A 24,399-nucleotide genomic window follows, 5' to 3' on the forward strand; every position below is an offset into this window, starting at 1 on the left:
TAAGAGAACGGAAGGGTCTCGCGTTAACCAAGTGAGAGGGATCACGTTTCGATCACACACCTTCCGCGCACTGCGCACGGAACGTCCCGTTGGCATCCTTCCATACGATTTTCAGCCAGTGCGCCACTTTTCGGCCAACGTCGGCCGTACGGCGTCCAGATGCGCGGCGGTCAGCTCGCGCATCGCCTCCTTGCTGAGGTCACCGCCCTGGACCCAGCGGCGCTCGGTGACCCTCATCACCCCGCCGAACAACGCCACCGCCACCCGCGGCCGGGGATCGGTGTGCACGTCGAGCCCCTCGCGCTCGGCGACGATCCGCTCCAGCTCCCGCGCGACCTCGTCCGAGCGGCGCAGATGGGCGGCCAGCAGTGCGGGCGTCGACTCGATCATGCCGTAGGCGCGCAGATAGAGATCGACGGGGACGACCCGGTCGACGGCCTCGCCGATGGCGTCCCAGCCCTCCAGCACGGCGTTGCGCATCGCCTCCAGCGGAGCCTCGTGCGCCGGGCGGGCGCGCACAGCGGCCAGGAAGTGCGCCTGGGTGAGCTCCAGGGCCGCGAGGGCCGCCTCCTCCTTGCCCGCGAAGTAGCGGAAGAAGGTGCGCTGCGAGACGTCCACGGCCTCGGCGATCTCGTCGACCGTCGTCGTCTCGTAACCCTGGGTGGTGAACAGTTCCAGGGCGGCCCGCAGCAGCGCGTCGTGGGTGCGCTGCTTCTTCCGCTCGCGCAGCCCGGGCCGCTCGTGCGCCGTCGCCGCCGTGGCAGCCGTCTCCATGAACCCTCGTTTCCACCCGCGCCTGCGGCGAGTGACGTGACAGTTACCGACTTGTGAACTGGTTTGTCAACTGTCAGTCGCTGTCATTAGTCTCGCGCGTATGACTAGTCAGACCACTGTCGACAAGACGGGACCGGGGGACGGCACGCCGGTCGTCCCGTCGGACCCGTCGACCGGCCGGGGACGGGGCCTGCGCGGCCATCCCTGGTTCACCCTCCTCACCGTGGCCGTCGGCGTCATGATGGTCGCCCTCGACGGCACCATCGTGGCGATCGCCAACCCGGTCATCGCGGACGACCTCAAGGCGAGTTTCGCCGAGGTCCAGTGGATCACCAACGCGTACTTCCTCGCGCTGGCGGTCACCCTCATCACCGCGGGCAAGCTGGGCGACCGCTTCGGCCACCGCCAGACCTTCCTCATCGGGGTGGTCGGCTTCGCCGCCGCCTCCGGGGCCATCGGCCTGTCGGACTCGGTCGCCTTCGTGGTGACCTTCCGTGTCTTCCAGGGCCTGTTCGGCGCGCTGCTGATGCCGGCCGCGCTCGGCCTGCTCCGGGCCACCTTCCCCGCCGAGAAGCTGAACATGGCGATCGGGATCTGGGGCATGGTCATCGGCGCGTCCACCGCGGGCGGCCCGATCCTCGGCGGCTTCCTGGTGGAGAACGTCAGCTGGCAGTCGGTGTTCTGGATCAACGTCCCCGTGGGTGCCCTCGCCCTGGCCCTCGGCACCTGGATCCTGCTGGACCACCGCGCCGAGAACGCCCCGCGCTCCTTCGACATCCTCGGCATGGCCCTGCTGTCCGGCGCCATGTTCTGTCTGGTCTGGGCGCTGATCAAGGCTCCCGAATGGGGCTGGGGCGACGGTCTGACCTGGACCTTCGTCGCCGTGTCCGTCGTCGGGTTCGGCCTCTTCGCCTTCTGGGAGACGAAGGTGAGGGAGCCGCTGATCCCGCTGGGCCTCTTCCGCTCCGTCCCCCTGTCCGCGGGTGTCGTCCTGATGGTCCTGATGGCCATCGCCTTCATGGGCGGACTGTTCTTCGTGACGTTCTACCTGCAGAACGTGCACGGGATGAGCCCGATCGACGCGGGGCTGCACCTCCTCCCGCTCACCGGCATGATGATCGTCGGCTCGCCGCTCGCCGGCGCCCTGATCACCAAGGCCGGTCCGCGCATCCCGCTGGCCGGCGGCATGGCTCTCACCGCGATCGCCATGTACGGCATGTCGACGCTGGAGACCGACACCGGCAGCGCCGTGATGTCCCTGTGGTTCGCGCTCCTCGGGCTCGGCCTCGCCCCGGTCATGGTCGGCGCCACCGAGGTCATCGTCGGCAACGCGCCCCTGGAGCTGTCCGGTGTCGCCGGTGGTCTCCAGCAGGCCGCGATGCAGATCGGCGGCAGCCTCGGCACCGCGGTCCTCGGCGCCGTCATGGCCTCCAAGGTCGACGGCGACCTCCCGGGCAACTGGGCGGACGCCGGTCTGCCGCCGCTCACCGAGGCCCAGCTCGGCAAGGCGTCCGAGGCCGTCCAGGTCGGTGTCCCGCCGGTGGCCGAGGGCACCCCGCCGGAGATCGCGGCGAAGATCGCCACGGTCGCGCACGCCACGTTCATGTCGGGCATGGGCCTGGCGTCCCTCGTGGCCGCCGGGGTGGCGGCGGTCGCCGTCCTCGTGGCGTTCCTGACCAAGCGCGGCGAGAACGCGGAGGCGGGCGCCGGAGCGGCGCACATCTGACCGCTCCACCGCTGCCTCACGCGCGGGTTTGCGCCCGTGTTCGCCTATCAGGGTGACAGCGCCGAAGACCGCTTTCCCCCGTTACGCGCCGCAGGTCACAGTGGGTCAAGTCCTCCGCACGGCATGGTCGTTGCCGACGGGGACACCCGGGGGCCTGCGGCGCGCTGCCGGAGGGGGGGGCAGCGCGCGCGGCCAACTCCGCCAACACCCCCTGGTTTCGACCGCCGAGCAGGGGTACCCGTCGTTCCGTACGCGAACTGACCGCGAGGTTCAGGGAGTTGATGACGATGGCGGGCTTCGGACACGGTACGCGCAGGCACCCCCGAGCACGTGGCCGGACGTGGTCACAGAGCGGGCCGGATCGCGCGACCCTCGGGATCGTCGGAGTCATCTGCGCGGTCGCGGGATTCTTCGTCCTGGGCATCGTCCTCGGCCCGGTCGCGATCCTCTGCGGCTGGCTGGCGATGAACCGCACCTGGTCCGGCACCCGCTCCGTCCCCGCGGTCGTCGCGGTCGTCCTGGGCGCGATCGACACGATCCTGGCCGTCATCTGGCTCGCCGGCGCGGCCGGACCGGGTACCGGTCTGCTCTGACCGCGGGCCCGGTGGGGCCTCTCGCGCAGTTCCCCGCGCCCCTGAAGAACCGCGGGGAACTGCGCGACCGGCGACGACGCACCCGCACCCGGCAACGCGCCCCCGAACTCAACGGCGCTGCTCCGGCACCCCCGGCACCCCCGGCACTCCCGGCACGGAGACGGACTTCAACGACGCCACCTCCGCCCGCAACAGCCGGACCTCCTCCGCCAGCTCGGCTATCGCCGCGGTCTGCCGCCGCTCCTCCGCGTCGTCCTTCTCGAACCGCGCGATGAACCAGGCCGCGATGTTCGCCGTCACCACACCCAGCAGCGCGATCCCGGACAGCATCAGCCCGACGGCCAGCACCCGCCCCATCCCGGTCGTCGGCGCGTGGTCCCCGTACCCCACGGTCGTCATCGTCGTGAACGACCACCACACCGCGTCGTCCAGCGTGTGGATGTTCCCGTCGGGCGCGTTCCGTTCCACGGACAGCACGGCCAGCGATCCGAACATCAGCAGCCCGACCACCGCCCCGCCGACGTACGTCGTGAGCTTTATCTGCGAGGCCATCCGCGCCCGCTGCCCGACCAGCAGCAGCGTCGCCACCACCCGCAGCAGCCGCAGCGGCTGGATCATCGGCAGCAGCACGGCCGCCAGGTCCAGCCACCGCGTCCGCACGAACTCCCGGCGCCGGTCGGTGAGCGCGAGCCGGACGACGTAGTCGAGCGCGAACGAACCCCACACCGCCCACTCGGCGAGCTCGCACCACCACTGCACCTCGTCGCTCGCGTCCGGCCGGACGATCGGCACGGCGTACGCCACCGCGAACACGGCCGCCAGGACGAACAGCGGCCGCTGAGTGTGCTGCTCCCACCGGACCAGGGCCGGGACCGTTCGCTGCTTCATGGGCGCATAGTAGAAAACGTGAAGGGGTGGTGAACCCACCGGTTCACCACCCCTTGACCGGGAAGCGGATGCTATGCGTCGCCTCCCGCGGCGCCCGGGTCCGCCGCCGCCACGTCGAGCAGCTGGTACCGGTCGATGGCCTGCTTCAGCAGCGAGCGGTCGACCTTGCCCTCACGCGCCAGCTCGGTCAGCACCGCGACCACGATCGACTGCACGTCGATGTGGAAGAAGCGCCGGGCCGCGCCCCGCGTGTCCGCGAAGCCGAAGCCGTCCGCGCCCAGCGACTGGTACGTGCCCGGCACCCACCGCGAGATCTGGTCCGGCACCGAACGCATCCAGTCCGAGACGGCCACGAACGGCCCCTCGGCGCCGCTCAGCTTCCTCGTCACGTAGGGGACGCGCTGCTCCTCCTCGGGGTGCAGCAGGTTGTGCCGCTCCACCTCGACGGCCTCGCGGCGCAGCTCGTTCCAGGAGGTCGCCGACCAGACGTCCGCCTTCACGTTCCAGTCGGCGGCGAGGATCCGCTGCGCCTCGACGGCCCACGGGACCGCCACACCGGAGGCGATGATCTGCGCGGGGATCGACCCCTCCTCGCCGGCCCGGTAGCGGTGGATGCCCTGGAGGATGCCCTCCACGTCCACGTCCGCCGGCTCGGCCGGATGCTGGATCGGCTCGTTGTAGACGGTGAGGTAGTAGAAGACGTCCTCGCCCGGCTTGCCGTCCGCGGTCTCGCCGTACATCCGGCGCAGACCGTCCTTCACGATGTGCGCGATCTCGAACCCGAACGCCGGGTCGTAGGCGACGCAGCCGGGGTTGGTGGACGCCAGCAGCTGCGAGTGGCCGTCCGCGTGCTGCAGGCCCTCACCGGTCAGCGTCGTACGGCCGGCGGTCGCGCCCAGGACGAAGCCGCGCGCCAGCTGGTCGGACATCTGCCAGAACTGGTCGCCGGTGCGCTGGAAACCGAACATCGAGTAGAAGACGTAGACCGGGATGAGCGGCTCGCCGTGCGTGGCGTACGCCGAACCGGCCGCGATGAGGGAGGCGGTACAGCCCGCTTCCGAGATGCCGTCGTGCAGCATCTGGCCCGTCGGCGACTCCTTGTACGCGAGCAGCAGATCGCGGTCGACGGCCTCGTACTGCTGGCCGAGCGGGTTGTAGATCTTCGCGCTCGGGAAGAAGGAGTCCATGCCGAAGGTGCGGTACTCGTCGGGGGCGATCAGCACGAACCGCTTGCCGATCTCCTTGTCCCGCATGAGGTCCTTCAGCAGACGCACGAACGCCATGGTCGTGGCGATCGACTGCTGACCGGAGCCCTTCTTCACACTCGCGTACGTCTTGTCCGCGGGCAGCGGCAGCGGCTTCGCGCGCACGACACGGGTCGGGACGTACCCGCCGAGCCCCTTGCGGCGGTCGTGCATGTACTGGATCTCCTCCGAGTCCCGCCCGGGGTGGTAGTACGGCGGCGCGCCGGACTCCAGCTCCTTGTCGGAGATGGGCAGGTGGAGGCGGTCGCGGAAGCCCTTGAGGTCGGCGACCGTCAGCTTCTTCATCTGGTGCGTGGCGTTGCGGCCCTCGAAGTTCGGGCCCAGCGTCCACCCCTTGACCGTCTTCGCCAGGATGACCGTCGGCTGGCCCTTGTGCTCGTAGGCCGCCTTGTACGCCGCGTAGATCTTGCGGTGGTCGTGACCGCCGCGGCCCAGGTGCAGGATCTGGTCGTCGGTCATGTTCTCGACCATCGCGCGCAGCCGGTGGTCGTCACCGAAGAAGTGGTCGCGGATGTACGAGCCGGTCTCGGTGGCGTACGTCTGGTACTGGCCGTCCGGCGTGGTGTTCATCCGGTTGACCAGCACACCGTCGCGGTCCTGGGCGAGCAGCGGGTCCCAGGAGCGGTCCCAGACCAGCTTGATCACGTTCCAGCCGGCGCCCCGGAAGACCGACTCCAGCTCCTGGATGACCTTGCCGTTGCCGCGCACCGGGCCGTCGAGGCGCTGGAGGTTGCAGTTCACCACGAAGGTCAGGTTGTCGAGGTGCTCGCGGGCGGCGATCGTGAGCTGGCCGAGCGACTCCGGCTCGTCCATCTCGCCGTCACCGAGGAACGCCCACACGTGCGACCTGGAGGTGTCCGCGATGCCGCGGGCCTCCATGTACCGGTTCATCCGCGCCTGGAAGATCGCGCCCAGCGGACCGAGGCCCATGGAGACCGTCGGGAACTCCCAGAAGTCCGGCATGAGCCGCGGGTGCGGGTAGCTGGACAGGCCGTACGGCGCCTTCGACTTCTCCTGGCGGAAGGCGTCCAGCTGCCGGTCGTCGAGCCGGTCCAGCATGTACGCGCGGGCGTAGATGCCGGGGGAGGCGTGACCCTGGAAGAAGATCTGGTCGCCGCCGTCGCCCTCCTCCTTGCCGCGGAAGAAGTGGTTGAAGCCGACGTCGTAGAGGGAGGCGGAGGACGCGAAGGTCGCGATGTGGCCGCCGACGCCGATACCGGGCCGCTGGGCGCGCGACACCATCACGGCGGCGTTCCACCGGGTCGCGTTGAGGATCTTCCGCTCGATCTCCTCGTTGCCGGGGAAGAACGGCTCGGCCTTGGTGGGGATGGTGTTGACGTAGTCCGTGCTGCGCATCTCGGGCACGGCCACGCGCTTCTCACGGGCCCGCTCGATGAGCCGGAGCATCAGGTAGCGCGCGCGCTCACGGCCGCGCTCGTCCACGGCGGCGTCGAGCGAGTCGAGCCACTCCTGGGTCTCCTCGGGATCGAAGTCAGGGACCTGACTCGGAAGGCCGCCAATGATGATCGGATTGCGATCGGATCCGGAAGCCACGCTGTTCCTTAGCTGTGAGAGGGCCGCTCTTCAGGGGTTCTGCAAGGGTGTTCTCTAGGTGCCTGCACCGCCCCCCATCGTGTACCTCAAGGACGTATACGTCACCTCTACCGAGAAGTAACCAGGGTGGCCGCCCGCTCGACAAAGGTAGTAAAGGTATTCGATGCTCGTACCCCCGGATGGTTGCCGAATGCGCAAAACGGGCATAGCGGTGTGGTGTGCGTCACGTGAGGCGGTGAAACGCCGCAGAGAGTTGCGGTGACACGGCCCGGATCGTCACCGTTTCGGCGGTCTGGAAGGCTGGGTACTTGCGCGATCGGTCCCGCCCGTGTGGACTACGGCCATTGCTTCGCGCACGCGCGTGGCTCATTCCCCAGGGGGCGACCCCACCCGAACATGATCAGGAGGCAACCCGTGAGCGCGACCGCGGACCACGCGGAGGAGCGGACGAACCCTGCCGCAAGGCTGGGGTTCCAGCCCGAGCAGGTGGTCCAGGAGATCGGCTACGACGACGACGTCGACCAGGAGCTCCGCGAGTCCATCGAAGAAGTCGTGGGCAGTGAGCTCGTCGACGAGGACTACGACGACGTGGCCGATGCCGTCGTGCTGTGGTTCCGAGACGACGACGGCGACCTGACCGACGTACTGGTGGACGCCACCACGTACATCGAGGAAGGCGGCTCGATCCTGCTGCTGACGCCCAAGACCGGGCGGGACGGCTATGTGGAGCCCAGCGACATCTCCGAAGCCGCGACGACCGCGGGGCTGTCCGCGTCGAAGAGCGTCAGTGTCGGCAAGGACTGGAGTGGGAGCCGGCTGGTGACGCCCAAGGCGGCGAAGTCGAAGAAGTAGTGACGTGAACCCGCGCCCCCGGAGCGAGGCCCCTCGGGGCCACCCCTTCCGGGGGCGCGGTGTTTCCCCTGCGTAGGCTGGGCCACCCGAACGGTCCATGAAGGGACTCAGGAACATCATGGCGATCCAGGTCGGCGACAAGGCACCCGACTTCGAGCTGAAGGACAACCACGGGGCCACCGTGCGGCTCGCGGACTTCCGCGGCGAGAAGAACGTGGTGGTCCTCTTCTACCCGTTCGCGTTCACCGGCGTCTGCACCGGCGAGCTGTGCGAGCTGCGGGACAACCTGCCGAAGTTCGTCAACGACGACGTGCAGCTCCTGGCGGTCTCGAACGACTCGATCCACACGCTGCGGGTCTTCGCCGAGCAGGAGGGCCTGGACTACCCGCTGCTGTCGGACTTCTGGCCGCACGGTGAGGCGTCCCGGGCGTACGGCGTGTTCGACGCGGACAAGGGCTGCGCGGTGCGCGGCACGTTCATCATCGACAAGGAGGGCGTCGTCCGCTGGTCGGTCGTGAACGCCCTGCCGGACGCCCGCGACCTGAACGAGTACCTCGCGGCCCTCGACACCCTGTGATTCTCGGTTCCAAGCCCTACGGGGATCGGGAACCCGTCACTAGGATCGACACGTTGATCCGACACCAACGCAACGCAGGGGCTCCACGCCCCTGAGACCAAACGGAGGACCTCGTGGGAGTCAGCCTCAGCAAGGGCGGCAACGTATCGCTGACCAAGGAGGCGCCGGGCCTGACCGCGGTCATCATCGGACTGGGGTGGGACATCCGCACCACGACCGGTACCGACTTCGACCTGGACGCCAGTGCCCTGCTGCTGGACGCGTCGGGCAAGGTCAGCAGCGACGCCAACTTCATCTTCTTCAACAACCTGAAGAGCCCGGACGGCTCCGTCGAGCACACCGGTGACAACCTCACCGGTGAGGGCGAGGGCGACGACGAGCAGATCAAGGTCAACCTCGCGACCGTCCCGGCCGAGATCGAGAAGATCGTCTTCCCGGTCTCGATCTACGACGCCGAGAACCGCCAGCAGTCCTTCGGCCAGGTCCGCAACGCCTTCATCCGCGTGGTGAACCAGGCCGGCGAGGCGGAGATCGCCCGCTACGACCTCTCCGAGGACGCCTCCACCGAGACGGCCATGGTCTTCGGCGAGCTGTACCGCCACGGCGCCGAGTGGAAGTTCCGCGCCATCGGCCAGGGCTACGCCTCGGGTCTGCGCGGCATCGCCCAGGACTTCGGTGTGAACGTCTGAGTCACGGGGGAAGTAGCCCCCTGGACCTGCCGACTCACCACGTCCGGCGCCGCTGTCGTCACCGACGGCGGCGCCGGACGCGCTCGTACGACGGGGGCGGGCGCTCCGACGCGTACGCACACCACCGGCGCGTCCGCACACAACTGAACAGTTGAGCCACTGAAGCTCGAAAATCGGGGAGGACCAGCACCATGGGCGTCACACTCGCCAAGGGAGGCAATGTCTCCCTCTCCAAGGCCGCGCCGAACCTCACGCACGTGTTGGTCGGTCTCGGCTGGGACGTCAGAACCACCACCGGAGCACCCTTCGACCTCGACGCCAGCGCTCTGCTGTGCCAGGGCGGCCGGGTGCTGGGCGACGAGTGGTTCGTCTTCTACAACAACCTCAAGAGCCCCGACGGCTCGGTCGAGCACACCGGCGACAACCTCACCGGTGAGGGCGACGGCGACGACGAGTCGCTGATCATCGACCTCTCCCGGGTGCCGGTCACCGTCGACAAGATCGTCTTTCCGGTCTCCATCCATGACGCCGAGAACCGCGGCCAGGCGTTCGGCCAGGTCAGCAATGCGTTCATCCGCGTCGTCAACCAGGCCGACGGTCAGGAACTCGCTCGTTACGACCTTTCCGAGGATGCCTCCACCGAGACCGCGATGATCTTCGGTGAGGTCTACCGCTATGGCGGGGAATGGAAGTTCCGGGCGGTGGGGCAGGGGTACGCGTCCGGTCTTCGGGGCATCGCACTCGACTTCGGTGTGAACGTGTCGTAGCGCTTTATGCGCAAAAACCGGGGCCGTGTGGGGCGCGCGGGGTGCCCGACTACACTTCGGGTTCAAAGTTTCGCAAAGCCGCGCGCGGCGCGGGGGAACCCCGTACACACACGATTGGGTAGCCAGTGGTTCTGAAAACCTTCGGCTGGTCGTTCGCGGTCACCGCGCTCGGCTTGGTAGCAGCGGTTCTCTACGACGGATGGACGGCGTTCGGTGTAGTCGCGATCCTGTCCGTCCTGGAGATCTCGCTGTCGTTCGACAACGCGGTGGTCAACGCCGGGATCCTGAAGAAGATGAATGCCTTCTGGCAGAAGATCTTCCTCACCGTCGGCATCCTGATCGCCGTCTTCGGTATGCGGCTGGTCTTCCCCGTCGTCATCGTCGCCATCAGCGCCAAGGTGAGCCCCATCGAGGCCGTCGACCTCGCGCTCACCGACAAGGACCAGTACCAGCAGTACGTGACCGACGCCCACCCGTCGATCGCGGCCTTCGGCGGTATGTTCCTGCTGATGATCTTCCTGGACTTCATCTTCGAGGACCGGGACATCAAGTGGCTGAGCTGGCTGGAGCGTCCGCTGGCCAAGCTCGGCAAGGTCGACATGCTGTCGGCCTGCATCGCGATGATCGTTCTGCTGGTCACCTCGATGACCTTCGCCACCAACGCCCACCAGCACGGCGGCGCCCATGTCGACAAGGCGCAGACGGTCCTGATCTCCGGACTCGCGGGTCTCATCACCTATCTCATCGTGGGTGGTCTCTCCGGCTTCTTCGAGAACAAGCTGGAGGAGGAAGAGGAGCGCGAGCACGAGGAGGAGGAGGCGGCGGAGCGCGCGGGCAAGCCGCGTTCGGCCGTGGCCCTCGCCGGCAAGGCCGCGTTCTTCATGTTCCTCTACCTGGAGGTCCTGGACGCGTCCTTCTCCTTCGACGGTGTCATCGGCGCCTTCGCCATCACCAACGACATCGTCCTGATGGCGCTGGGCCTCGGCATCGGCGCCATGTACGTCCGGTCGCTGACCGTGTACCTGGTCCGTCAGGGCACCCTCGACGACTACGTCTACCTGGAGCACGGCGCGCACTACGCGATCGGCGCGCTCGCGGCGATCCTCCTCGTCACCATCCAGTACGAGATCAACGAGTTCATCACCGGCTCCATCGGTGTCATCCTGATCGCCTGGTCCTTCTGGTCCTCCGTCCGCCGCAACAAGGCGCTGGAGGCGGAGGAGGGAAAAGCTGACGCCGCCGACAAGGCGGAGGTCTCCTCCGGGGTGTGACCACCCGTGGGGTGAGGGCAGGCTCTGAGCGGGGCGGCCGACGAGGATGCGTCCTCGTCGGCCGCCCCGCTGGTGGTTGACGCGACGAGACGGCGGGTGTGGGGCGGGCATGAGTTTCCTGGACAACCTCTGGCGGGGGCGGGCCTCGGAGTTCGACGCGGGCAACGCGGCGACCAACGCGATCGAGCTGACCAAGCGGCACCAGAAGGTGTCCCTGTCCAAGCAGAACGCGGCGGCGGGCCATCTGCGCGTCAATCTGTCCTGGCGGATGCGGACCTCCGACATCGGCGGACCCAAGCGGCAGAGCGTGCTGCGGCACCCCTTCAGGGCGCTCCGGCCGGAGGAGGTCCAGGCGCACAGCCAGAGCATGGTGAACGTCGACCTCGACCTCGGCTGTCTGTACGAGCTGGCCGACGGGACGAAGGGGGTCGTGCAGCCGCTGGGCGGCTTCCTCGGGGACATCAACGAGCCGCCGTACATGCGGCTCAGCGGGGACGACCGGTTCGGGTCGGGGTCCGGCGAGACGATGTACATCAACCTGGACCACCGCGAGGCGTTCCGGCGGATGCTGGTGTTCGTCTACATCTACGACCAGACGCCCGCGTTCGACCGTACGCACGCGATCGTGACCCTGTACCCCAGCAACGGCCCGCGGATCGAGATAGGTCTGGACGAGCGGCACCCGCAGGCCCGGTCGTGCGCCGTGGTGATGATCGAGAACATCAAGGGGGAGATCACCGTCCGCCGGGAGGTGAAGTTCGTCTACGGCTTCCAGGCCGAACTCGACCGCCTGTACGGGTGGGGGCTGCAGTGGGGGCGGGGGTACAAGAGCAAGGCCGAGCGTTCCTGACGCCTCCGCCGCTCAGCGGCCGATGAACTGCGGTCCCTGCGGCGGCAGGCGGAAGTCGGGGTCCAGGGCCGCCGCCGTGGGCTGGGGGTAGCCGTACGCCGGCCCGTTGGTGGTGGCCGGGGTCGGCTGGGGGTGCGGATAGCCGTAGCCGGACTGCTGTGTGACGGCCGCCGGGGGGTAGCCGTACCCGGGCTGGGCCGGGACGCCGGCCGGGGGCCGCTCGGGAGGCAGCGGCGCGGAGGTCTCGGGGGACGGGGTCCGCGTGGTGGCGTTCTGGTCGGCCCCGGCGGCGGTCGACTCGTCGACCATGATGCCGAAGTTCGTGGCGAGGCCCTCCAGGCCGTTGACGTATCCCTCGCCGAGGGCACGGAACTTCCAGCCGCCGCCGCGGCGGTACAGCTCGCCGCAGATCAGGGCGGTCTCCTCGCCGGTCTCGGGCTTGACGTCGAAGTACGCCAGCGGTTCGGCGTCCGCGACCGTGGCGTCGTACAGCAGGATGCGCAGGGACGGAACGCGGTCGAAGGTGACGTCCCCCGCGGAGGCCACCAGGAGAATCTGGCCGACGGCTGACTCGACACCGGCCAGGTCGGTCTGGATGGTGTCGGTGGGGCCCTCGGCCACCCGCTTCTGGCCGAGCCGCCACACCTTGCCGGAGGGGTGGCGGGGCTGGTTGTAGAAGACGAAGTCCTCGTCGGACCGTACGCGGCCGTCGGGACCGAGGAGCAGCGCCGAGGCGTCGACCACCGGGACGCCCTGCCCGGGCGCCCAGCGCAGCACGGCGCGGACCGCCGTGGCTTCGATCGGGATGTTCGACCCCTTCAGCATCGCGTGCGTCATGCGGTCATCCTGCCCTCTCGGTCCTGATCACGACAACGCGGGGGCGGTGAACCGCCGGTGGAAACGTTCAGCACCCGACACGGCCGGGTTACCAGAACTTCACGCCCGGTGGGAACTGATGTCACACATTTGTACGTACTATTACCGGCCACGATCGTGACCGGACGCCCAGCAGCCACGGGGGAACCACATGCGTCATTTCGGGCACATCGCCCCTGAGCAGCGCCGGCGTCTCTTCTACCGGGAGCCGGAAGCCTTCCACGCGGACTCCCCGGCCCGGATCCTCGCCGCCGCGCTCGGTGCCACGCTCTACAGCCCGGCCACCCGGGAACGGCTGGCCGACGACGTCGTGAAGCAGGCCGGACGCGGTGTGGTCTCCATGGTGCTGTGCCTGGAGGACTCCATCGGCGACGCGGAGGTTCCGGGCGCCGAGGAGAATCTCGTCCGCCAGTTCGCCGACCTCGCCGAGCGGCCGGATGTGGACCTTCCGCTGCTGTTCATCCGGGTCCGCCTCCCCGAGCAGATACCCGACCTGGTGCGCCGCTTCGGCCCGGCCGCGCGCCTGCTGTCGGGGTTCGTCTTCCCCAAGTTCACCGAGGAGCGGGGTGTGGCGTTCCTGGAGGCGCTCACCGCCGCCGAGGCCACGAGCGGCCGGCGGCTGTTCGGCATGCCGGTGCTGGAGTCACCCGAGCTGATGTACAGGGAGACGCGCGTAGAGGCGCTCCAGGGCATCGCCCACACCGTCGACAAGTACCGCGACCGGGTCCTCGCGCTGCGCCTCGGCGTCACCGACTTCTGCTCCTCCTACGCCCTGCGCCGGGCCCCCGACATGACCGCCTACGACGTCCAGATCGTCGCCTCCGTGATCGCGGACGTGGTGAACGTGCTCGGACGGGCCGACGGCACCGGATTCACGGTGACCGGGCCGGTGTGGGAGTACTTTCGAGTACAGGAGCGCATGTTCAAGCCGCAGCTGCGCACCAGTCCCTTCCTGGCGAACCGGGCCGGGGAGCTGCGGGAGTCGCTCATCGAGCACGCGCTGGACGGTCTGCTGCGCGAGATCTCCCTGGACCAGGCCAACGGGCTGCTCGGCAAGACCTGCATCCACCCCTCGCACGTGCTGCCCGTGCACGCGCTGTCCGTGGTCAGCCACGAGGAGTTCCACGACGCCCAGGACATCGTGCGGCCCGACCGGCACGGGGGCGGTGTCCTGCGGTCCGCGTCCCGGAACAAGATGAACGAGGTCAAACCGCACCGCGCCTGGGCAGAAAGGGTTCTGCAGCGTGCCGAGGTGTTCGGTGTCGCCAACGAGGACATCGGGTTCGTGGACCTGCTGGCCGCGGGCCTGCCCGAGTGACCGCCACGACTGAGGAATCGATGATCAACGCAGCGAACGACACGACAGGTACGCCCGGCCCGTCCGGCGGGGTCTGGTCCGGGGCCTGGGTCCGCGCCCGGCTCGGGGTCGACCTGGTCGGGGACGAGGAGCTGAGCGGGCTGCTGGGCCTGGCGCTGCGCCGCAACCCCAAGCGGGCCCATCTGCTGGTGTCGAACGTGCTCGGCAAGCACGTGCCGCAGTCGCCGGCCGTCGTCCACGGGCACGGGTTCACGCTGGGCCGCCGGGTGCGGGAGCTGCTGGGGGAGGGCGGGGCGCGGACCGCGGTCGTCCTCGGGTACGCCGAGACGGCCACCGGTCTCGGGCACTCGGTCGCGGACGGGCTCGGCGAGGCGCCCTATCTCCACTCCACCCGGCGCCCGGTCGAGGGCGTGGACCGGGCGGGCGGTTTCGAGGAGTCCCACTCCCACGCGACCTCGCACCTGCTGCTGCCGGAGGACCCCGCCCTGCTCGCGGGACGGGGGCCGCTGGTGCTCGTGGACGACGAGTTCTCCACCGGCAACACGGTCCTCAACACCATCCGTGCGCTGCACGACCGCTATCCCCGTGAGCGGTACGTCGTCGTGGCGCTGGTCGACATGCGCTCGGCCGCCGACCAGGGGCGGCTGACGGAGTTCGCCCGGGAGATCGGCGCCCGGGTGGACCTGGTGACCGCGGCGAAGGGGACGGTGCGGCTGCCGGACGGCGTCCTGGAGAAGGGGCAGGCGCTGGTCGCGCGGTACGAGACCGCCGCCCCCGGCCCGGCCGGCACGGACGGCGCCTCACGGGTCACCCGCGTCGGGCTGGGATGGCCCGAGGGCGTGCCCGACGGCGGGCGGCACGGCTTCACCCCGGCGCACCGCGCCCGCCTGGAGAGCGCGCTGCCCGGCATGGCCGCACGCCTGGCCGGGGCCCTGCCGCCCACGGCCCGGCGGGTGCTCGTGCTCGGCTTCGAGGAGCTGATGTACGCGCCGCTGGCACTCGCCCGCGAACTGGAACTCCTGGTGCGGGAACGGGAGGACGGGACGGAGGTCCGGTTCTCCACCACCACGCGCTCCCCCGTCCTGGCCGTCGACGACCCCGGCTACGCGATACGCAGCCGCCTCGTCTTCCCCGCCCACGACGACCCCGCGGACGGGCCGGGGGAGCGGTACGCCTACAACGTGGCCGGCGGCGGCTTCGACGCCGTGGTCGCCGTCGTCGACTCGGTGGCCGACACACCCGCCCTGCACGCCCCCGACGGCCTGCTGGCCGCCCTCGCCGCCCACACCCCCGCCGTGCTGCTCGCCGTGGTGCCGTCGTACGTCCCGCCGGCCCCGCATCTCACCGAAAGGCCCTCCATGCTCCCCGACCCCCTGCGTGGTCCCGACTTCTCCTCCTACGCGGCCGACGAGGTGGGCTGGCTGCTGCGGGACCTCTCGGACGTGACGCTGGAGGCGCCCACCGAGGAGCGGGAGGAGGCGATCCAGAGCGGGGGCGCGCACTACGCGGAGTCCCTGCCGGTCGAGTACCAGCCGAGCGAGCACTACCAGGCCCTCTTCCACAGCGCCCTCGACACCTCCGCCGAACGCATCGCGGCGGCCGTGGGCGTGGTGACCGAGTCCGTGCTCGCCGAGCGGTCCCCTCGGCCCGTGCTGGTGTCGCTGGCCCGGGCCGGGACCCCGGTCGGCGTGCTGATGCGGCGGTGGGCGCGGTACCGGCACGGCATCGACGTGCCGCACTACGCCGTGTCCATCGTGCGCGGGCGCGGCATCGACGCCAACGCGCTGCGCTGGCTGGCGGCCCGTCACGACCCCGCCGACGTCGTGTTCGTCGACGGCTGGACCGGCAAGGGCGCGATCACCCGTGAACTCGCCGCCGCACTGCTGGAGTTCGAGAAGTCCGACGGCATCACCGGCTTCGACCCGGAGATCGCCGTGCTCGCCGACCCGGGCTCGTGCGTGCGGACGTACGGCACCCGGGAGGACTTCCTCATCCCGTCCGCCTGCCTCAACTCCACCGTCTCCGGGCTGATATCGCGGACCGTGCTGCGCGCGGACCTGGTCGGGCCCGACGACTTCCACGGGGCCAAGTTCTACCGGGAGCTGGCCGGCGCCGATGTGTCGGTGGCCTTCCTGGACGCCGTCTCCGACCGCTTCGGGGACGTCACGGACACCGTGGACGCCCGGGTGGGGGAACTGCTCGCCGCCGACCGCACGCCCACCTGGGAGGGCTGGGCGGCCGTCGAGCGCATCAGCGAGGAGTACGGCATCCACGACGTGAACCTGGTCAAGCCCGGTGTCGGCGAGACCACTCGGGTGCTGCTGCGCCGGGTACCGTGGAAGATCCTCGCGCGGGCCGGGGCGGGCGCGGACCTCGACCACGTACGTCTGCTCGCCGAACAGAGAGGGGTACCGGTGGAAGAGGTGGCCGAACTGCCGTACACATGCGTGGGGTTGATCCACCCGCAGTACACGCGGGGCGCGACCGGCGCCGACGGCAGGGCGGTGACGGTCTGATGCCCGGTCCCCGCGTTCTCGTCGCGAGCGATCTCGACCGCACGCTCATCTACTCGGCCGCCGCGCTCGCGCTGACCATGCCGGACGCGCGGGCGCCCCGGCTGCTCACCGTCGAGGTGCACGAGAGCAGACCCCTGTCGTACATGACGGAGACGGCCGCGGGGCTGCTCGCCGAGCTGGGGGACGCGGCGGTGTTCGTGCCGACGACGACCCGGACGCGCAAGCAGTACCAGCGGATCAGTCTGCCGGGGCCGCAACCCGCCTACGCGATCTGCGCCAACGGCGGCCATCTCCTCGTGGACGGGGTGACGGACGCCGCCTGGCACGGGCGGGTCACCGCCCGGCTCGCGGACGAGTGCGCGCCGCTCGCCGAGGTGCGGGCCCATCTGGAGGCCACGGCGGACCCGGTGTGGGTCCGCAAGCACCGGGTCGCGGAGGACCTGTTCGTCTACCTCGTCGTCGAGCGTGAGCTGCTGCCCGAGGAATGGGTGAAGGATCTCGCGGTCTGGGCCGAGAACCGGGGATGGACCGTCTCCCTCCAGGGACGCAAGATCTACGCCGTGCCGAAGCCGCTCACCAAGTCGGCGGCGATGCGGGAGGTCGCGCGGCGAACCGGGGTGGAGCTGACCCTGGCCGCGGGGGACTCGCTGCTGGACGCGGATCTGCTGCTCGCGGCGGACCGGGCCTGGCGGCCGGGGCACGGGGAGCTGGCGGACGAGGGGTTCATGGGGCCCGGGGTCAGCGCGCTGCCCGAGCGGGGGGTGCTGGCCGGGGAGCGGATTCTTCGGGAGTTCCTGAGGGCCGCGCGCGAGCGGTGAGGCTGTCGGCCGTGCCGGTCAGGGGGCGGGGGTGCGGTGCGTTTCGGGCCGCGGGTCGTCCGTGGCTTGTCGCGCCCGCGCGGCGGAGCCGCATGTGTCAGCGCCCCGCGCCCCTTGACCCTGGCTGCCGCGGTCCTTTCTCAGGAAGCGGACCAGTGCGCATGCCAGGACCGCAAGGGCCGCCCCAGCCAGGACGATCTTCGAGTACGTCGAGGCGATCGCCGTCACCTCGGTCCAGTTCGCTCCGAGGAAGTAGCCGCCCAGGACGAAGGCCGTGTTCCACAGGGCGCTGCCCAGGGTGGTGAGCAGGGTGAAGACGGGCAGGGGCATGCGTTCCACGCCGGCCGGCACGGAGATCAGGCTGCGGAAGACGGGGACCATCCGGCCGAAGAAGATCGCCTTGGTGCCGTGCCGGAGGAACCACGCCTCCGTCCTCTCGATGTCCGCGACCTTGACGAGGGGCAGCCTGACGGCGAGGGCGACCGTGCGGTCGCGGCCGAGGAGGGCGCCGACGCCGTAGAGGGCGAGGGCGCCCACGACGGAACCCGCGGTGGTCCACAGCAGGGCCGCCAGGAGGCTGATCTGCCCGGTGCTCGCGGCGAACCCGGCGAGGGGGAGGATGACCTCGCTGGGGATCGGCGGGAAGAGGTTCTCCAGCGCGACGGCGATGCCGGCGCCCGGCGCGCCCAGCAGATCCATCAGACCGACGATCCACAGGGGCGCGCCGCTCATCGACTCCTCGTGCATGGCTGTCATGGGGGCACGCTAGGTGAGCGAAGCTGAAGAGAGCCTGAGGGGGCGGTGGGCCCCCGGGGTCCTGGCTGAAAGTATGCTTAAACGGGCCCGTGCCGCGGGGGTCCGATGAACGCTTCCGGGGTGGCGGCCGTTGATCGGAGTGTGTTGATCAACCGCAGCATCCGCCGCCGCAGCATCCGCCACCACCGCCCGCCCGGGGCGCGGGTGCGGACGCGGCGGCCGAGCCTCCGACGGCGACCGTCGACAGGAGTTTGACCGTGTCGGAGTGGCCGTCGGGGCAGTCCGCGGGGGCGGACGACTCGGCCATCGGGCGGCTCAGTTCGAAGGTGTCGCCGCAGGTCCGGCAGCGGTATTCGTAGCGAGGCATGGGCCCAGGCTAACCGCCGTCCGTGCCGTGGCAAGGAGCCTGCACAATGGCTGGTCGGTCACACTGGCCAGATTTTCACGCTCCTGACAGAAGCAGTTGTGAAAGTGACTGATAATTTGTGGTCGCTGTGTGGAGGCCGGTAAGGCTGGGGGAAGAGGGGGCTCATGGTCGCGCGAGTGGCGGCTGTGACCTACCACACGGGCGATGCCAAGTGGGGAGGGGGGACAGTCATGACCGCTGTCCTTTGCCGATCGGGAGCCACGTCTCCCGGTCGAACAGTTGCCGTGCGTGGGCGAAAGGTTGCCGCGCACCGCCGCATCGTTGCCGCGCATCGCCCGGACCGCCCGTACGAGGGGGTCCGTCTTGACTAGCCAGGGCAACCCGGCCGGTTCCGAGGGCGAGGACCGCGCACGCCGTCGGCGTGCCCCGCGCGCCCCGGGAGAGGGACGGACGGAGGAGGTCCGGGAGTCCGACCTCACCATGCAGCTGAAGCTCCCGCCTGCCCCGCCGGACGAGACCATGCAGCTGCGGCTGCCCGAGCCGGGTACGTTCGACCTGCCGGAGGAGCAGCCGAAAACGGGCGGACGCGGCCGGCGCAAGGCGCCGAGGCCGTCGGTTCTGGCCAGATTCACCGCCGCCGCGGGGGCGCGGCTGGCGCCTTTCGCGCCGTTCGTCAGCCGGATGCGTCCGGAATACCCGCGTCCGGGCCGGACGGACTGGCGCCGCTGGGTGCCGTCCTGGCGGCAGTCGCTGGGCGCCGCCGGTCTGGCCGTGGGCGCCAGCGGCATGTTCCTCACCGTCGCCTACGCCGCCACGGACATACCCGCCGACCTCAACACCTTCGCCACCCAGCAGGACAACGTGTACTTCTGGTCCGACGGCACTCCCATGGCCCGTACCGGCTGGGTGCGGCGGCAGGCGATGCCGTTGAAGGACGTCCCCGAGGACGTCCGCTGGGCGGTGCTCGCCGCGGAGAACTCGAGCTTCTACTCCGACCCCGGCATATCCTTCAGCGGCATCACCCGCGCCCTGGTCCGCACGGTGGGCGAGGGCGACACCCAGGGTGGCTCGACGATCACCCAGCAGTACGTCAAGAACGTCTACCTCTCCCAGGACCGCTCGCTCGGCCGCAAGTTCGACGAGGCGATGATCGCCCTCAAGCTCGACAACCAGATGAGCAAGGACGAGATCCTGGAGGGCTACCTCAACACCAGCTGGTTCGGCCGCGGCACCTACGGCATCCAGCGCGCCTCCCAGGCGTACTACGGCAAGGACGTCAGCGAGCTGAACGTCAGCGAGGCCGCCGCCCTCGCCTCCCTCCTCAAGGGCGCCGGCCTCTACGACCCCTCCCTCAGCAGGGCCAACCACGCGCGGACGGTCGTGCGCTGGGAGTGGATCCTGGACCGCATGGTGGCCATCAAGAAGCTGTCCAAGGCCGAGCGCGCCAAGTACACGAAGTTCCCCGAGCCGCTCGACCCGTCCAACCAGTACGACACGGGCAAGCAGAGCGACTACCTGGTGGAGCTGGCCTCCCAGTACGCGAAGAAGGCCGCGAACATCACCGCCCAGGAGTTCGACCGGGGCGGCTACCAGATCTACACGACCTTCGACAAGGACCGGCAGACCGAGCTGACCGATGCCGTCACCAAGGCGCGCAGGGAAGTGACCGAGAAGAACCCGAAGAAGGCGAAGACCGCCCACTTCGGCGCCTCCTCGGTCGACTCCAAGGGGCGGATCCTGGCCGTCTACGGCGGCCCCGACCACCGCAGACAGGGCTACAACGAGTCGAACGCGACCACCGTCCCGTCCGGCTCGGCCTTCCTGCCGTTCGTGTACGCCGCCGGGCTGGAACACGGGGTCGTCAAGGAGCGCGGCGGCGCGGCTACACCTGTCACCCCGCAGACGGTCTACGACGGCAACGACGCCGTCCCGGTGACGACCCCCGAGGGGCCGTACTGGGACCGGGACGGCGACCGGGTCTCCGCCCACAACGACGGCAAGAAGTCCTGGGGCCCGATCAGCCTGCACAACGCCCTCGCCGGATCGGTGAACACGCCCTTCATGCAGCTCGGCATGGACACCGGGCTGGCCAAGGTGCGCAAGACCGCCGAGGCGGCCGGGTTCCTGCCCTCCAGCTTCGGGGCCCAGGTGCCCGCGTTCTCCGTGGGCAGCGCCACGCCCAGCGCGATCCGCATGGCCAGCGGCTACAGCACCTTCGCCGCCCAGGGCAAGCACACCGAGCCGTACTCCGTGCGCAAGATGACCCACAACGGGTACCGGGTCCCCCTGAAGACCCCCGGGCCCGAGCGCGCGGTGGGCGCCGACGTGGCCGCCGAGGTCACCTCGGCGCTCACGGACGCCTTCCGCACGGCCCATCCCGACTCGCCCGGTGCCGCGTCCTACGAGGTGGCCGCCAAGGGCGGGACCACCCAGGACGACAAGGCCGCCTGGTACGTCGGTACGGCCGCCAACGTGTCGACCGCCGTGGTCGTCTACCGCATCGACCTCACCAAGAGCCTGGAGCCGCTGCGGCTCGGCGGGATCGCCGGAACACCCAATTCCGGCGTCCCCTACGACATCTGGTCCCGTGCGATGAATATCGGCTGACCACCGATGAGCATCCGCACCCGCCACCCTCGCAGAATGAGCCGCACATGACCTCTGGCAGCAAGCCGCACAAGGGCCGCCGACGCAAGGCGCGCCCGCAGCGCCGCCGCACCACGCGCCCGCAGTTCCTGACCCTGGCCGCGCTCCTCGTCGTCGCCTCGCTCGTCGGCGGGTACATGGTGCTCAACCGCACGGGCGGCACCGCGCCGACGGCCTCCTCGGCCGGCAGCGGGAACACCAAGGGGTCCACGAAGAAGGAGTTCGTGTGGGACGGGAAGACCAAGGTGGTCGGGGACGGCTCCACCTCCTACACCGGCCCGCAGAAGGGGCGGCTGAAGGCCGTACCGCTCAAGAAGGGTGAGAAGCCGCCGCAGTTCGTCGTCTTCTCCTGGGACGGCGCGCTCGCGGGCGACGACAACCTCTTCGACCACTACCGGCAGATGGCGAAGAAGTACGACGCCCACATGACGTTCTTCCTGACCGGCATCTACCTGCTGCCCAAGTCCAAGCGGGACCTGTACGACCCGCCCCAGCACGACAAGGGCGCCGCCGCGATCAGTTACCCCACCGACGAGCACGTCCGCACCACGCTGGAGGAACTCGGCAAGGCGTGGAAGGAGGGGAACGAGATAGGCACCCACTTCAACGGACACTTCTGCGGCCCGAAGGGCGGCGGCGACTGGAGTGTCGCGGAGTGGAAGCAGGAGATCAAGGAGTTCAACGACTTCCTCGCCAACTGGAAGACGAACACCGGGGACACCGACCTCGACCCGCTGCCCTTCACCGTCGACGCCGTCAAGGGCGGCCGGGCCCCCTGTCTGGAGGGCCAGGACAACCTGCTGAAGGCCGTCAAGGACTTCGGTTACCGCTACGACGCCAGCTCTCCGGGCGCCTTCCAGGTCTGGCCCGGCAAGAAGAACGGCATCTGGGACTTCCCGCTGCAACTGCTCCCGTACAGCGACGAGTACCAGGCGCTGTCGATGGACTTCAACTTCCTCCACAACCAGTCCAAGGGTTCCACCGAGGGCGACCCCGCCATGTACCCGACGTGGCAGCAGAAGACCATCGACACCTACATGGCCGGCTTCAACCGCGTCTACTACGGCAGCCGGGCACCCCTGCTCATCGGCAACCACTTCGAGCAGTGGAACGGCGGCATCTACATGAACGCCGTCGACGAGGTCATCAAGAACGTGTGCGTGAAGAAGGACGTCAAGTGCGTGTCCTTCGAGGAGCTGGCCGACTGGATGGACGTCCAGTCGCCGCAGACCCTGGCGAACCTGCGCGGCCTCGACCCCGCGCAGGCACCGTCCGACTGGGCCTCGGTCGTGAAATAGCCCCACAGATACCCACGTTGCTCACTTGTTACACCCCCCGACCTCACTTCGGTTGAGGAGGTCATGTAAAGATTCGTTCCCGGGTAAGTCCAACTCGGGGTCAAGGAGATTCCCAGTGAGAAGAAGGACGTTGAGCCTCGCAGGCTCGACCCTCGCAGCGGCCGTGGTGGCCTCCGCGCTGCTGCCCGTCGCCGCCGCGAACGCCGCCGCGTCGACGCCCAAGGTCACCAAGGCGACCAAGGACGCCTTCGGCCGCGTCGCGGACAACGTGCTGACCGACCGTACGGCCGTGCTGCTCGGCGGCAAGACCGCCCGCAAGGCGCTGAAGCCCACCGGCGGTGTGTCGCTGTCGTCCGGCCAGAAGAAGGCCGAGGACGGCAAGCTGTCCGCCCTGAAGGGCACCAAGGCCCGTCTCGACGCCCTCGGTGAGGCCTACAGCTCGGCCGACACCAAGGTCAGCGTCGACAGCTCCACGCTCAAGGGCAAGAAGGCCACGGTCAAGATCACCGAGACCACGAGCCTCAAGTACAAGAAGATCCGCGGCGACGAGCCCTCCTCGACGGGCTTCGACGCGCACCACGTGCTGACCTTCACCGCCCAGGCCGGTGGCACGTGGCAGCTGACCGCCATGCGCTCCACCGACGGCGGTGCCTCGCGCATCAACGACCCGGCGGTCCCCGCGGCGGACGCCAAGCTGGGCCGTTCGCCGATGGCCGTCTACCAGGCGCCGAAGGCGGCCACCAGCTGGCCCGCGGCCGCCGCGCCGAAGACGATCAACGGCGGCAAGTACAACTACACGGCGATGGCCGCGTACACCGAGAAGTACTGGAAGAACTACAACCCGGCGTACCGCAAGTACAACTCGCTCGGCGGCGACTGCACCAACTATCTCAGCCAGGGCCTCCTGGCGGGCGGCTGGACGCAGATATCGAAGGTCACGCCGGAGGAGTACGACACCTGGTACTACGCCTCCAACGGTACGGCGGACGCGTGGATCGGTGTCAACGAGTGGTCCTGGTTCACCCAGACCGCCAAGCGCACCACCCCGCTGGCGAACGTCTACCAGATGGACGTCGGTGACGTGCTCCAGGTCGACTTCAACCGGGATGGCGACAAGGACCACTCGATGATGACGACCTACCGCAGCCCGAGCGGCGTCCCGTACCTGACGTACCACGACGCGGACACGTACCGCCGTTCGGTGCAGAGCATCATCGCCTCGTACCCGAACTCGTACTACTACGCGTACCGCACCTGATCCACGGCCCCCGGGCCTCAGCAGGTGTCAGCCGGCGCCCTTCCCGTCCGACGCGGATCCCGATGCGGATCCCGGCCCGGACCCGGGGAGGGCGTCGGCGCGTTCCAGCTTCGCCATCCCCACACCGGCCTTGCGCCGCATCTCGCGCTCGGCCTCCTCCGGGTGGCGGGCCCGCCAGTACGGGCTGTCGTGCGGCAGCGCCGAGCCGACCCTGCCGTACATCCCGAACGTCATCAGCAGGACGCCGACGACAAAGCTGAACAGGACGTTCTGGATGCGGAACGCCAGGAAGTTGGAGCCGGTGTCCAGCAGGGCCAGGTTGCCGAAGCCGCTCAGGATGAACAGCACGCCCAGGGTCATGTTCAGGGTGGAGGCGAAGTTGCCGCCGATCACCATGCCGACGAGCAGCAGCAGCCCCACGGCGATCGACAGGACGCTCAGCGTGCCGTTGGTGTTCAGCCCCACGACATGGTCGCCCCGGGTGTCGAACCAGCCCACCTTGTCGATGAGGCCCAGGATGCCGAAGACGAGCAGGAACAGACCCATCAGGCCCGCCCCGAACCGGTAGACCCGGCTGAGCCGGTGGTCGACGGGCAGATGCTCGTCGATGCTGATCCGCCGCCGGGGACCCGCGTGCCGGCCCTTCGGACGCAGCGTGTGCGTGGCGTGCGTGGCCATGTCCGCCTCCATCCGGTGTGAGCGGTGGCCTGCGTACTCCTTCAGCATCCGTCGCACGGGGG

At 69.4% G+C, this 24,399-nt stretch carries 20 protein-coding genes and 1 pseudogene; 14 read left to right on the top strand and 7 right to left on the bottom strand.

Annotated elements, in window-relative coordinates:
- Positions 1 to 111: 111 nt before the first annotated feature.
- Positions 112 to 774 (bottom strand): TetR family transcriptional regulator, encoded by a 663-nt coding sequence (locus SCAB_RS30670; protein WP_013003991.1) that lies wholly within the window; start codon positions 772 to 774, stop codon positions 112 to 114.
- 100 nt (positions 775 to 874) lie between these two features.
- Between SCAB_RS30670 and SCAB_RS30675 the strand changes: the two are divergent.
- Positions 875 to 2,513: pseudogene (locus SCAB_RS30675) on the top strand (MFS transporter); the annotation flags it as partial.
- A 274-nt stretch (positions 2,514 to 2,787) separates the two neighbouring features.
- Positions 2,788 to 3,093, top strand: coding sequence for a hypothetical protein (locus SCAB_RS30680; RefSeq protein WP_037725337.1), 306 nt, complete (start codon positions 2,788 to 2,790; stop codon positions 3,091 to 3,093).
- Positions 3,094 to 3,201: 108 nt separating this feature from the next.
- Here the strand turns inward: SCAB_RS30680 and SCAB_RS30685 are convergent, their stop codons facing one another.
- The gene (locus SCAB_RS30685) at positions 3,202 to 3,981 is read right to left on the bottom strand and encodes a potassium channel family protein (RefSeq protein WP_013003994.1); all 780 of its coding nucleotides are present in this window, start codon (positions 3,979 to 3,981) and stop codon (positions 3,202 to 3,204) included.
- Positions 3,982 to 4,052: 71 nt separating this feature from the next.
- The gene (gene aceE, locus SCAB_RS30690) at positions 4,053 to 6,800 is read right to left on the bottom strand and encodes a pyruvate dehydrogenase (acetyl-transferring), homodimeric type (protein ID WP_013003995.1); all 2,748 of its coding nucleotides are present in this window, start codon (positions 6,798 to 6,800) and stop codon (positions 4,053 to 4,055) included.
- Between the two features lie 414 nt (positions 6,801 to 7,214).
- On the opposite strand from aceE, the gene SCAB_RS30695 reads away from it, so the two are divergent.
- From SCAB_RS30695 to SCAB_RS30720, 6 genes are all read left to right on the top strand, one after another.
- Positions 7,215 to 7,652, top strand: coding sequence for a DUF3052 domain-containing protein (locus SCAB_RS30695; RefSeq protein WP_020115348.1), 438 nt, complete (start codon positions 7,215 to 7,217; stop codon positions 7,650 to 7,652).
- A gap of 118 nt (positions 7,653 to 7,770) precedes the next feature.
- Positions 7,771 to 8,229 (top strand): peroxiredoxin, encoded by a 459-nt coding sequence (locus tag SCAB_RS30700; protein ID WP_037725180.1) that lies wholly within the window; start codon positions 7,771 to 7,773, stop codon positions 8,227 to 8,229.
- Between the two features lie 113 nt (positions 8,230 to 8,342).
- Entirely contained in the window at positions 8,343 to 8,918 is a 576-nt protein-coding gene (locus SCAB_RS30705; RefSeq protein ID WP_005478762.1) for a calcium homeostasis/redox stress adaptation protein, read from the top strand.
- Between the two features lie 191 nt (positions 8,919 to 9,109).
- Entirely contained in the window at positions 9,110 to 9,685 is a 576-nt protein-coding gene (locus SCAB_RS30710; RefSeq protein ID WP_005478759.1) for a TerD family protein, read from the top strand.
- A gap of 125 nt (positions 9,686 to 9,810) precedes the next feature.
- Positions 9,811 to 10,956, top strand: a complete 1,146-nt coding sequence (locus SCAB_RS30715; protein ID WP_013003998.1) for a DUF475 domain-containing protein — start codon at positions 9,811 to 9,813, stop codon at positions 10,954 to 10,956.
- A gap of 109 nt (positions 10,957 to 11,065) precedes the next feature.
- Positions 11,066 to 11,806 carry a TerD family protein gene (locus tag SCAB_RS30720; protein ID WP_013003999.1) on the top strand — a complete coding sequence of 247 codons (741 nt, stop codon included), beginning with the start codon at positions 11,066 to 11,068 and terminating at the stop codon, positions 11,804 to 11,806.
- Between the two features lie 12 nt (positions 11,807 to 11,818).
- On the opposite strand, the gene SCAB_RS30725 is transcribed toward SCAB_RS30720, so the two are convergent.
- Entirely contained in the window at positions 11,819 to 12,643 is an 825-nt protein-coding gene (locus tag SCAB_RS30725; protein ID WP_013004000.1) for a TerD family protein, read from the bottom strand.
- Positions 12,644 to 12,833: 190 nt separating this feature from the next.
- Here SCAB_RS30725 and SCAB_RS30730 point away from each other — a divergent pair, with 190 nt between their 5' ends.
- From SCAB_RS30730 to SCAB_RS30740, 3 genes are read left to right on the top strand one after another with little or no spacing between them, the layout of a single operon-like run.
- Positions 12,834 to 14,000 (top strand): HpcH/HpaI aldolase/citrate lyase family protein, encoded by a 1,167-nt coding sequence (locus tag SCAB_RS30730; protein ID WP_013004001.1) that lies wholly within the window; start codon positions 12,834 to 12,836, stop codon positions 13,998 to 14,000.
- A 20-nt stretch (positions 14,001 to 14,020) separates the two neighbouring features.
- Positions 14,021 to 16,516 carry a phosphoribosyltransferase gene (locus SCAB_RS30735; protein ID WP_013004002.1) on the top strand — a complete coding sequence of 832 codons (2,496 nt, stop codon included), beginning with the start codon at positions 14,021 to 14,023 and terminating at the stop codon, positions 16,514 to 16,516.
- Positions 16,516 to 17,334 (top strand): HAD family hydrolase, encoded by an 819-nt coding sequence (locus SCAB_RS30740; RefSeq protein WP_013004003.1) that lies wholly within the window; start codon positions 16,516 to 16,518, stop codon positions 17,332 to 17,334. Before SCAB_RS30735 ends, SCAB_RS30740 begins: the two co-directional genes overlap by 1 nt.
- An 18-nt stretch (positions 17,335 to 17,352) precedes the next feature.
- On the opposite strand, the gene SCAB_RS30745 is transcribed toward SCAB_RS30740, so the two are convergent.
- Together SCAB_RS30745 and SCAB_RS30750 are read right to left on the bottom strand one after the other, a co-directional pair.
- Positions 17,353 to 18,090, bottom strand: a complete 738-nt coding sequence (locus SCAB_RS30745; RefSeq protein WP_408054975.1) for a DedA family protein — start codon at positions 18,088 to 18,090, stop codon at positions 17,353 to 17,355.
- A gap of 148 nt (positions 18,091 to 18,238) precedes the next feature.
- Positions 18,239 to 18,457, bottom strand: a complete 219-nt coding sequence (locus SCAB_RS30750; protein ID WP_037725186.1) for an FmdB family zinc ribbon protein — start codon at positions 18,455 to 18,457, stop codon at positions 18,239 to 18,241.
- A gap of 480 nt (positions 18,458 to 18,937) precedes the next feature.
- On the opposite strand from SCAB_RS30750, the gene SCAB_RS30755 reads away from it, so the two are divergent.
- The 3 genes from SCAB_RS30755 to SCAB_RS30765 all read left to right on the top strand — a co-directional run bounded on the left by SCAB_RS30755 (position 18,938) and on the right by SCAB_RS30765 (position 23,659).
- Positions 18,938 to 21,064 (top strand): transglycosylase domain-containing protein, encoded by a 2,127-nt coding sequence (locus tag SCAB_RS30755; RefSeq protein ID WP_041669847.1) that lies wholly within the window; start codon positions 18,938 to 18,940, stop codon positions 21,062 to 21,064.
- 47 nt (positions 21,065 to 21,111) lie between these two features.
- On the top strand, positions 21,112 to 22,401 hold the full coding sequence (locus tag SCAB_RS30760) for a polysaccharide deacetylase family protein (protein ID WP_013004006.1): 1,290 nt from the start codon (positions 21,112 to 21,114) through the stop codon (positions 22,399 to 22,401).
- Positions 22,402 to 22,516: 115 nt separating this feature from the next.
- Positions 22,517 to 23,659 carry an amidase domain-containing protein gene (locus SCAB_RS30765; RefSeq protein ID WP_013004007.1) on the top strand — a complete coding sequence of 381 codons (1,143 nt, stop codon included), beginning with the start codon at positions 22,517 to 22,519 and terminating at the stop codon, positions 23,657 to 23,659.
- A gap of 27 nt (positions 23,660 to 23,686) precedes the next feature.
- Here the strand turns inward: SCAB_RS30765 and SCAB_RS30770 are convergent, their stop codons facing one another.
- Positions 23,687 to 24,337, bottom strand: a complete 651-nt coding sequence (locus tag SCAB_RS30770; RefSeq protein ID WP_041671075.1) for a DUF4383 domain-containing protein — start codon at positions 24,335 to 24,337, stop codon at positions 23,687 to 23,689.
- Positions 24,338 to 24,399 lie beyond the last annotated feature (62 nt).

This window comes from Streptomyces scabiei 87.22, from assembly GCF_000091305.1.
GTDB classification, from domain to species: Bacteria; Actinomycetota; Actinomycetes; order Streptomycetales; family Streptomycetaceae; genus Streptomyces; species Streptomyces scabiei.

Excerpts from the sequence above, each read along its gene's own strand:
- SCAB_RS30735 (WP_013004002.1), top strand. The coding sequence starts at position 14,021 with ATGATCAACGCAGCGAACGACACGACAGGTACGCCCGGCCCGTCCGGC.
- SCAB_RS30760 (WP_013004006.1), top strand. The coding sequence starts at position 21,112 with ATGACCTCTGGCAGCAAGCCGCACAAGGGCCGCCGACGCAAGGCGCGC.
- SCAB_RS30680 (WP_037725337.1), top strand. The coding sequence starts at position 2,788 with ATGGCGGGCTTCGGACACGGTACGCGCAGGCACCCCCGAGCACGTGGC.
- SCAB_RS30685 (WP_013003994.1), bottom strand. The coding sequence starts at position 3,981 with ATGAAGCAGCGAACGGTCCCGGCCCTGGTCCGGTGGGAGCAGCACACT.
- SCAB_RS30730 (WP_013004001.1), top strand. The coding sequence starts at position 12,834 with ATGCGTCATTTCGGGCACATCGCCCCTGAGCAGCGCCGGCGTCTCTTC.
- SCAB_RS30740 (WP_013004003.1), top strand. The coding sequence starts at position 16,516 with ATGCCCGGTCCCCGCGTTCTCGTCGCGAGCGATCTCGACCGCACGCTC.
- SCAB_RS30770 (WP_041671075.1), bottom strand. The coding sequence starts at position 24,337 with ATGGCCACGCACGCCACGCACACGCTGCGTCCGAAGGGCCGGCACGCG.
- SCAB_RS30720 (WP_013003999.1), top strand. The coding sequence starts at position 11,066 with ATGAGTTTCCTGGACAACCTCTGGCGGGGGCGGGCCTCGGAGTTCGAC.
- SCAB_RS30745 (WP_408054975.1), bottom strand. The coding sequence starts at position 18,090 with ATGACAGCCATGCACGAGGAGTCGATGAGCGGCGCGCCCCTGTGGATC.
- SCAB_RS30670 (WP_013003991.1), bottom strand. The coding sequence starts at position 774 with ATGGAGACGGCTGCCACGGCGGCGACGGCGCACGAGCGGCCCGGGCTG.
- SCAB_RS30750 (WP_037725186.1), bottom strand. The coding sequence starts at position 18,457 with ATGCCTCGCTACGAATACCGCTGCCGGACCTGCGGCGACACCTTCGAA.
- SCAB_RS30710 (WP_005478759.1), top strand. The coding sequence starts at position 9,110 with ATGGGCGTCACACTCGCCAAGGGAGGCAATGTCTCCCTCTCCAAGGCC.
- SCAB_RS30725 (WP_013004000.1), bottom strand. The coding sequence starts at position 12,643 with ATGACGCACGCGATGCTGAAGGGGTCGAACATCCCGATCGAAGCCACG.
- SCAB_RS30755 (WP_041669847.1), top strand. The coding sequence starts at position 18,938 with ATGCAGCTGAAGCTCCCGCCTGCCCCGCCGGACGAGACCATGCAGCTG.
- SCAB_RS30700 (WP_037725180.1), top strand. The coding sequence starts at position 7,771 with ATGGCGATCCAGGTCGGCGACAAGGCACCCGACTTCGAGCTGAAGGAC.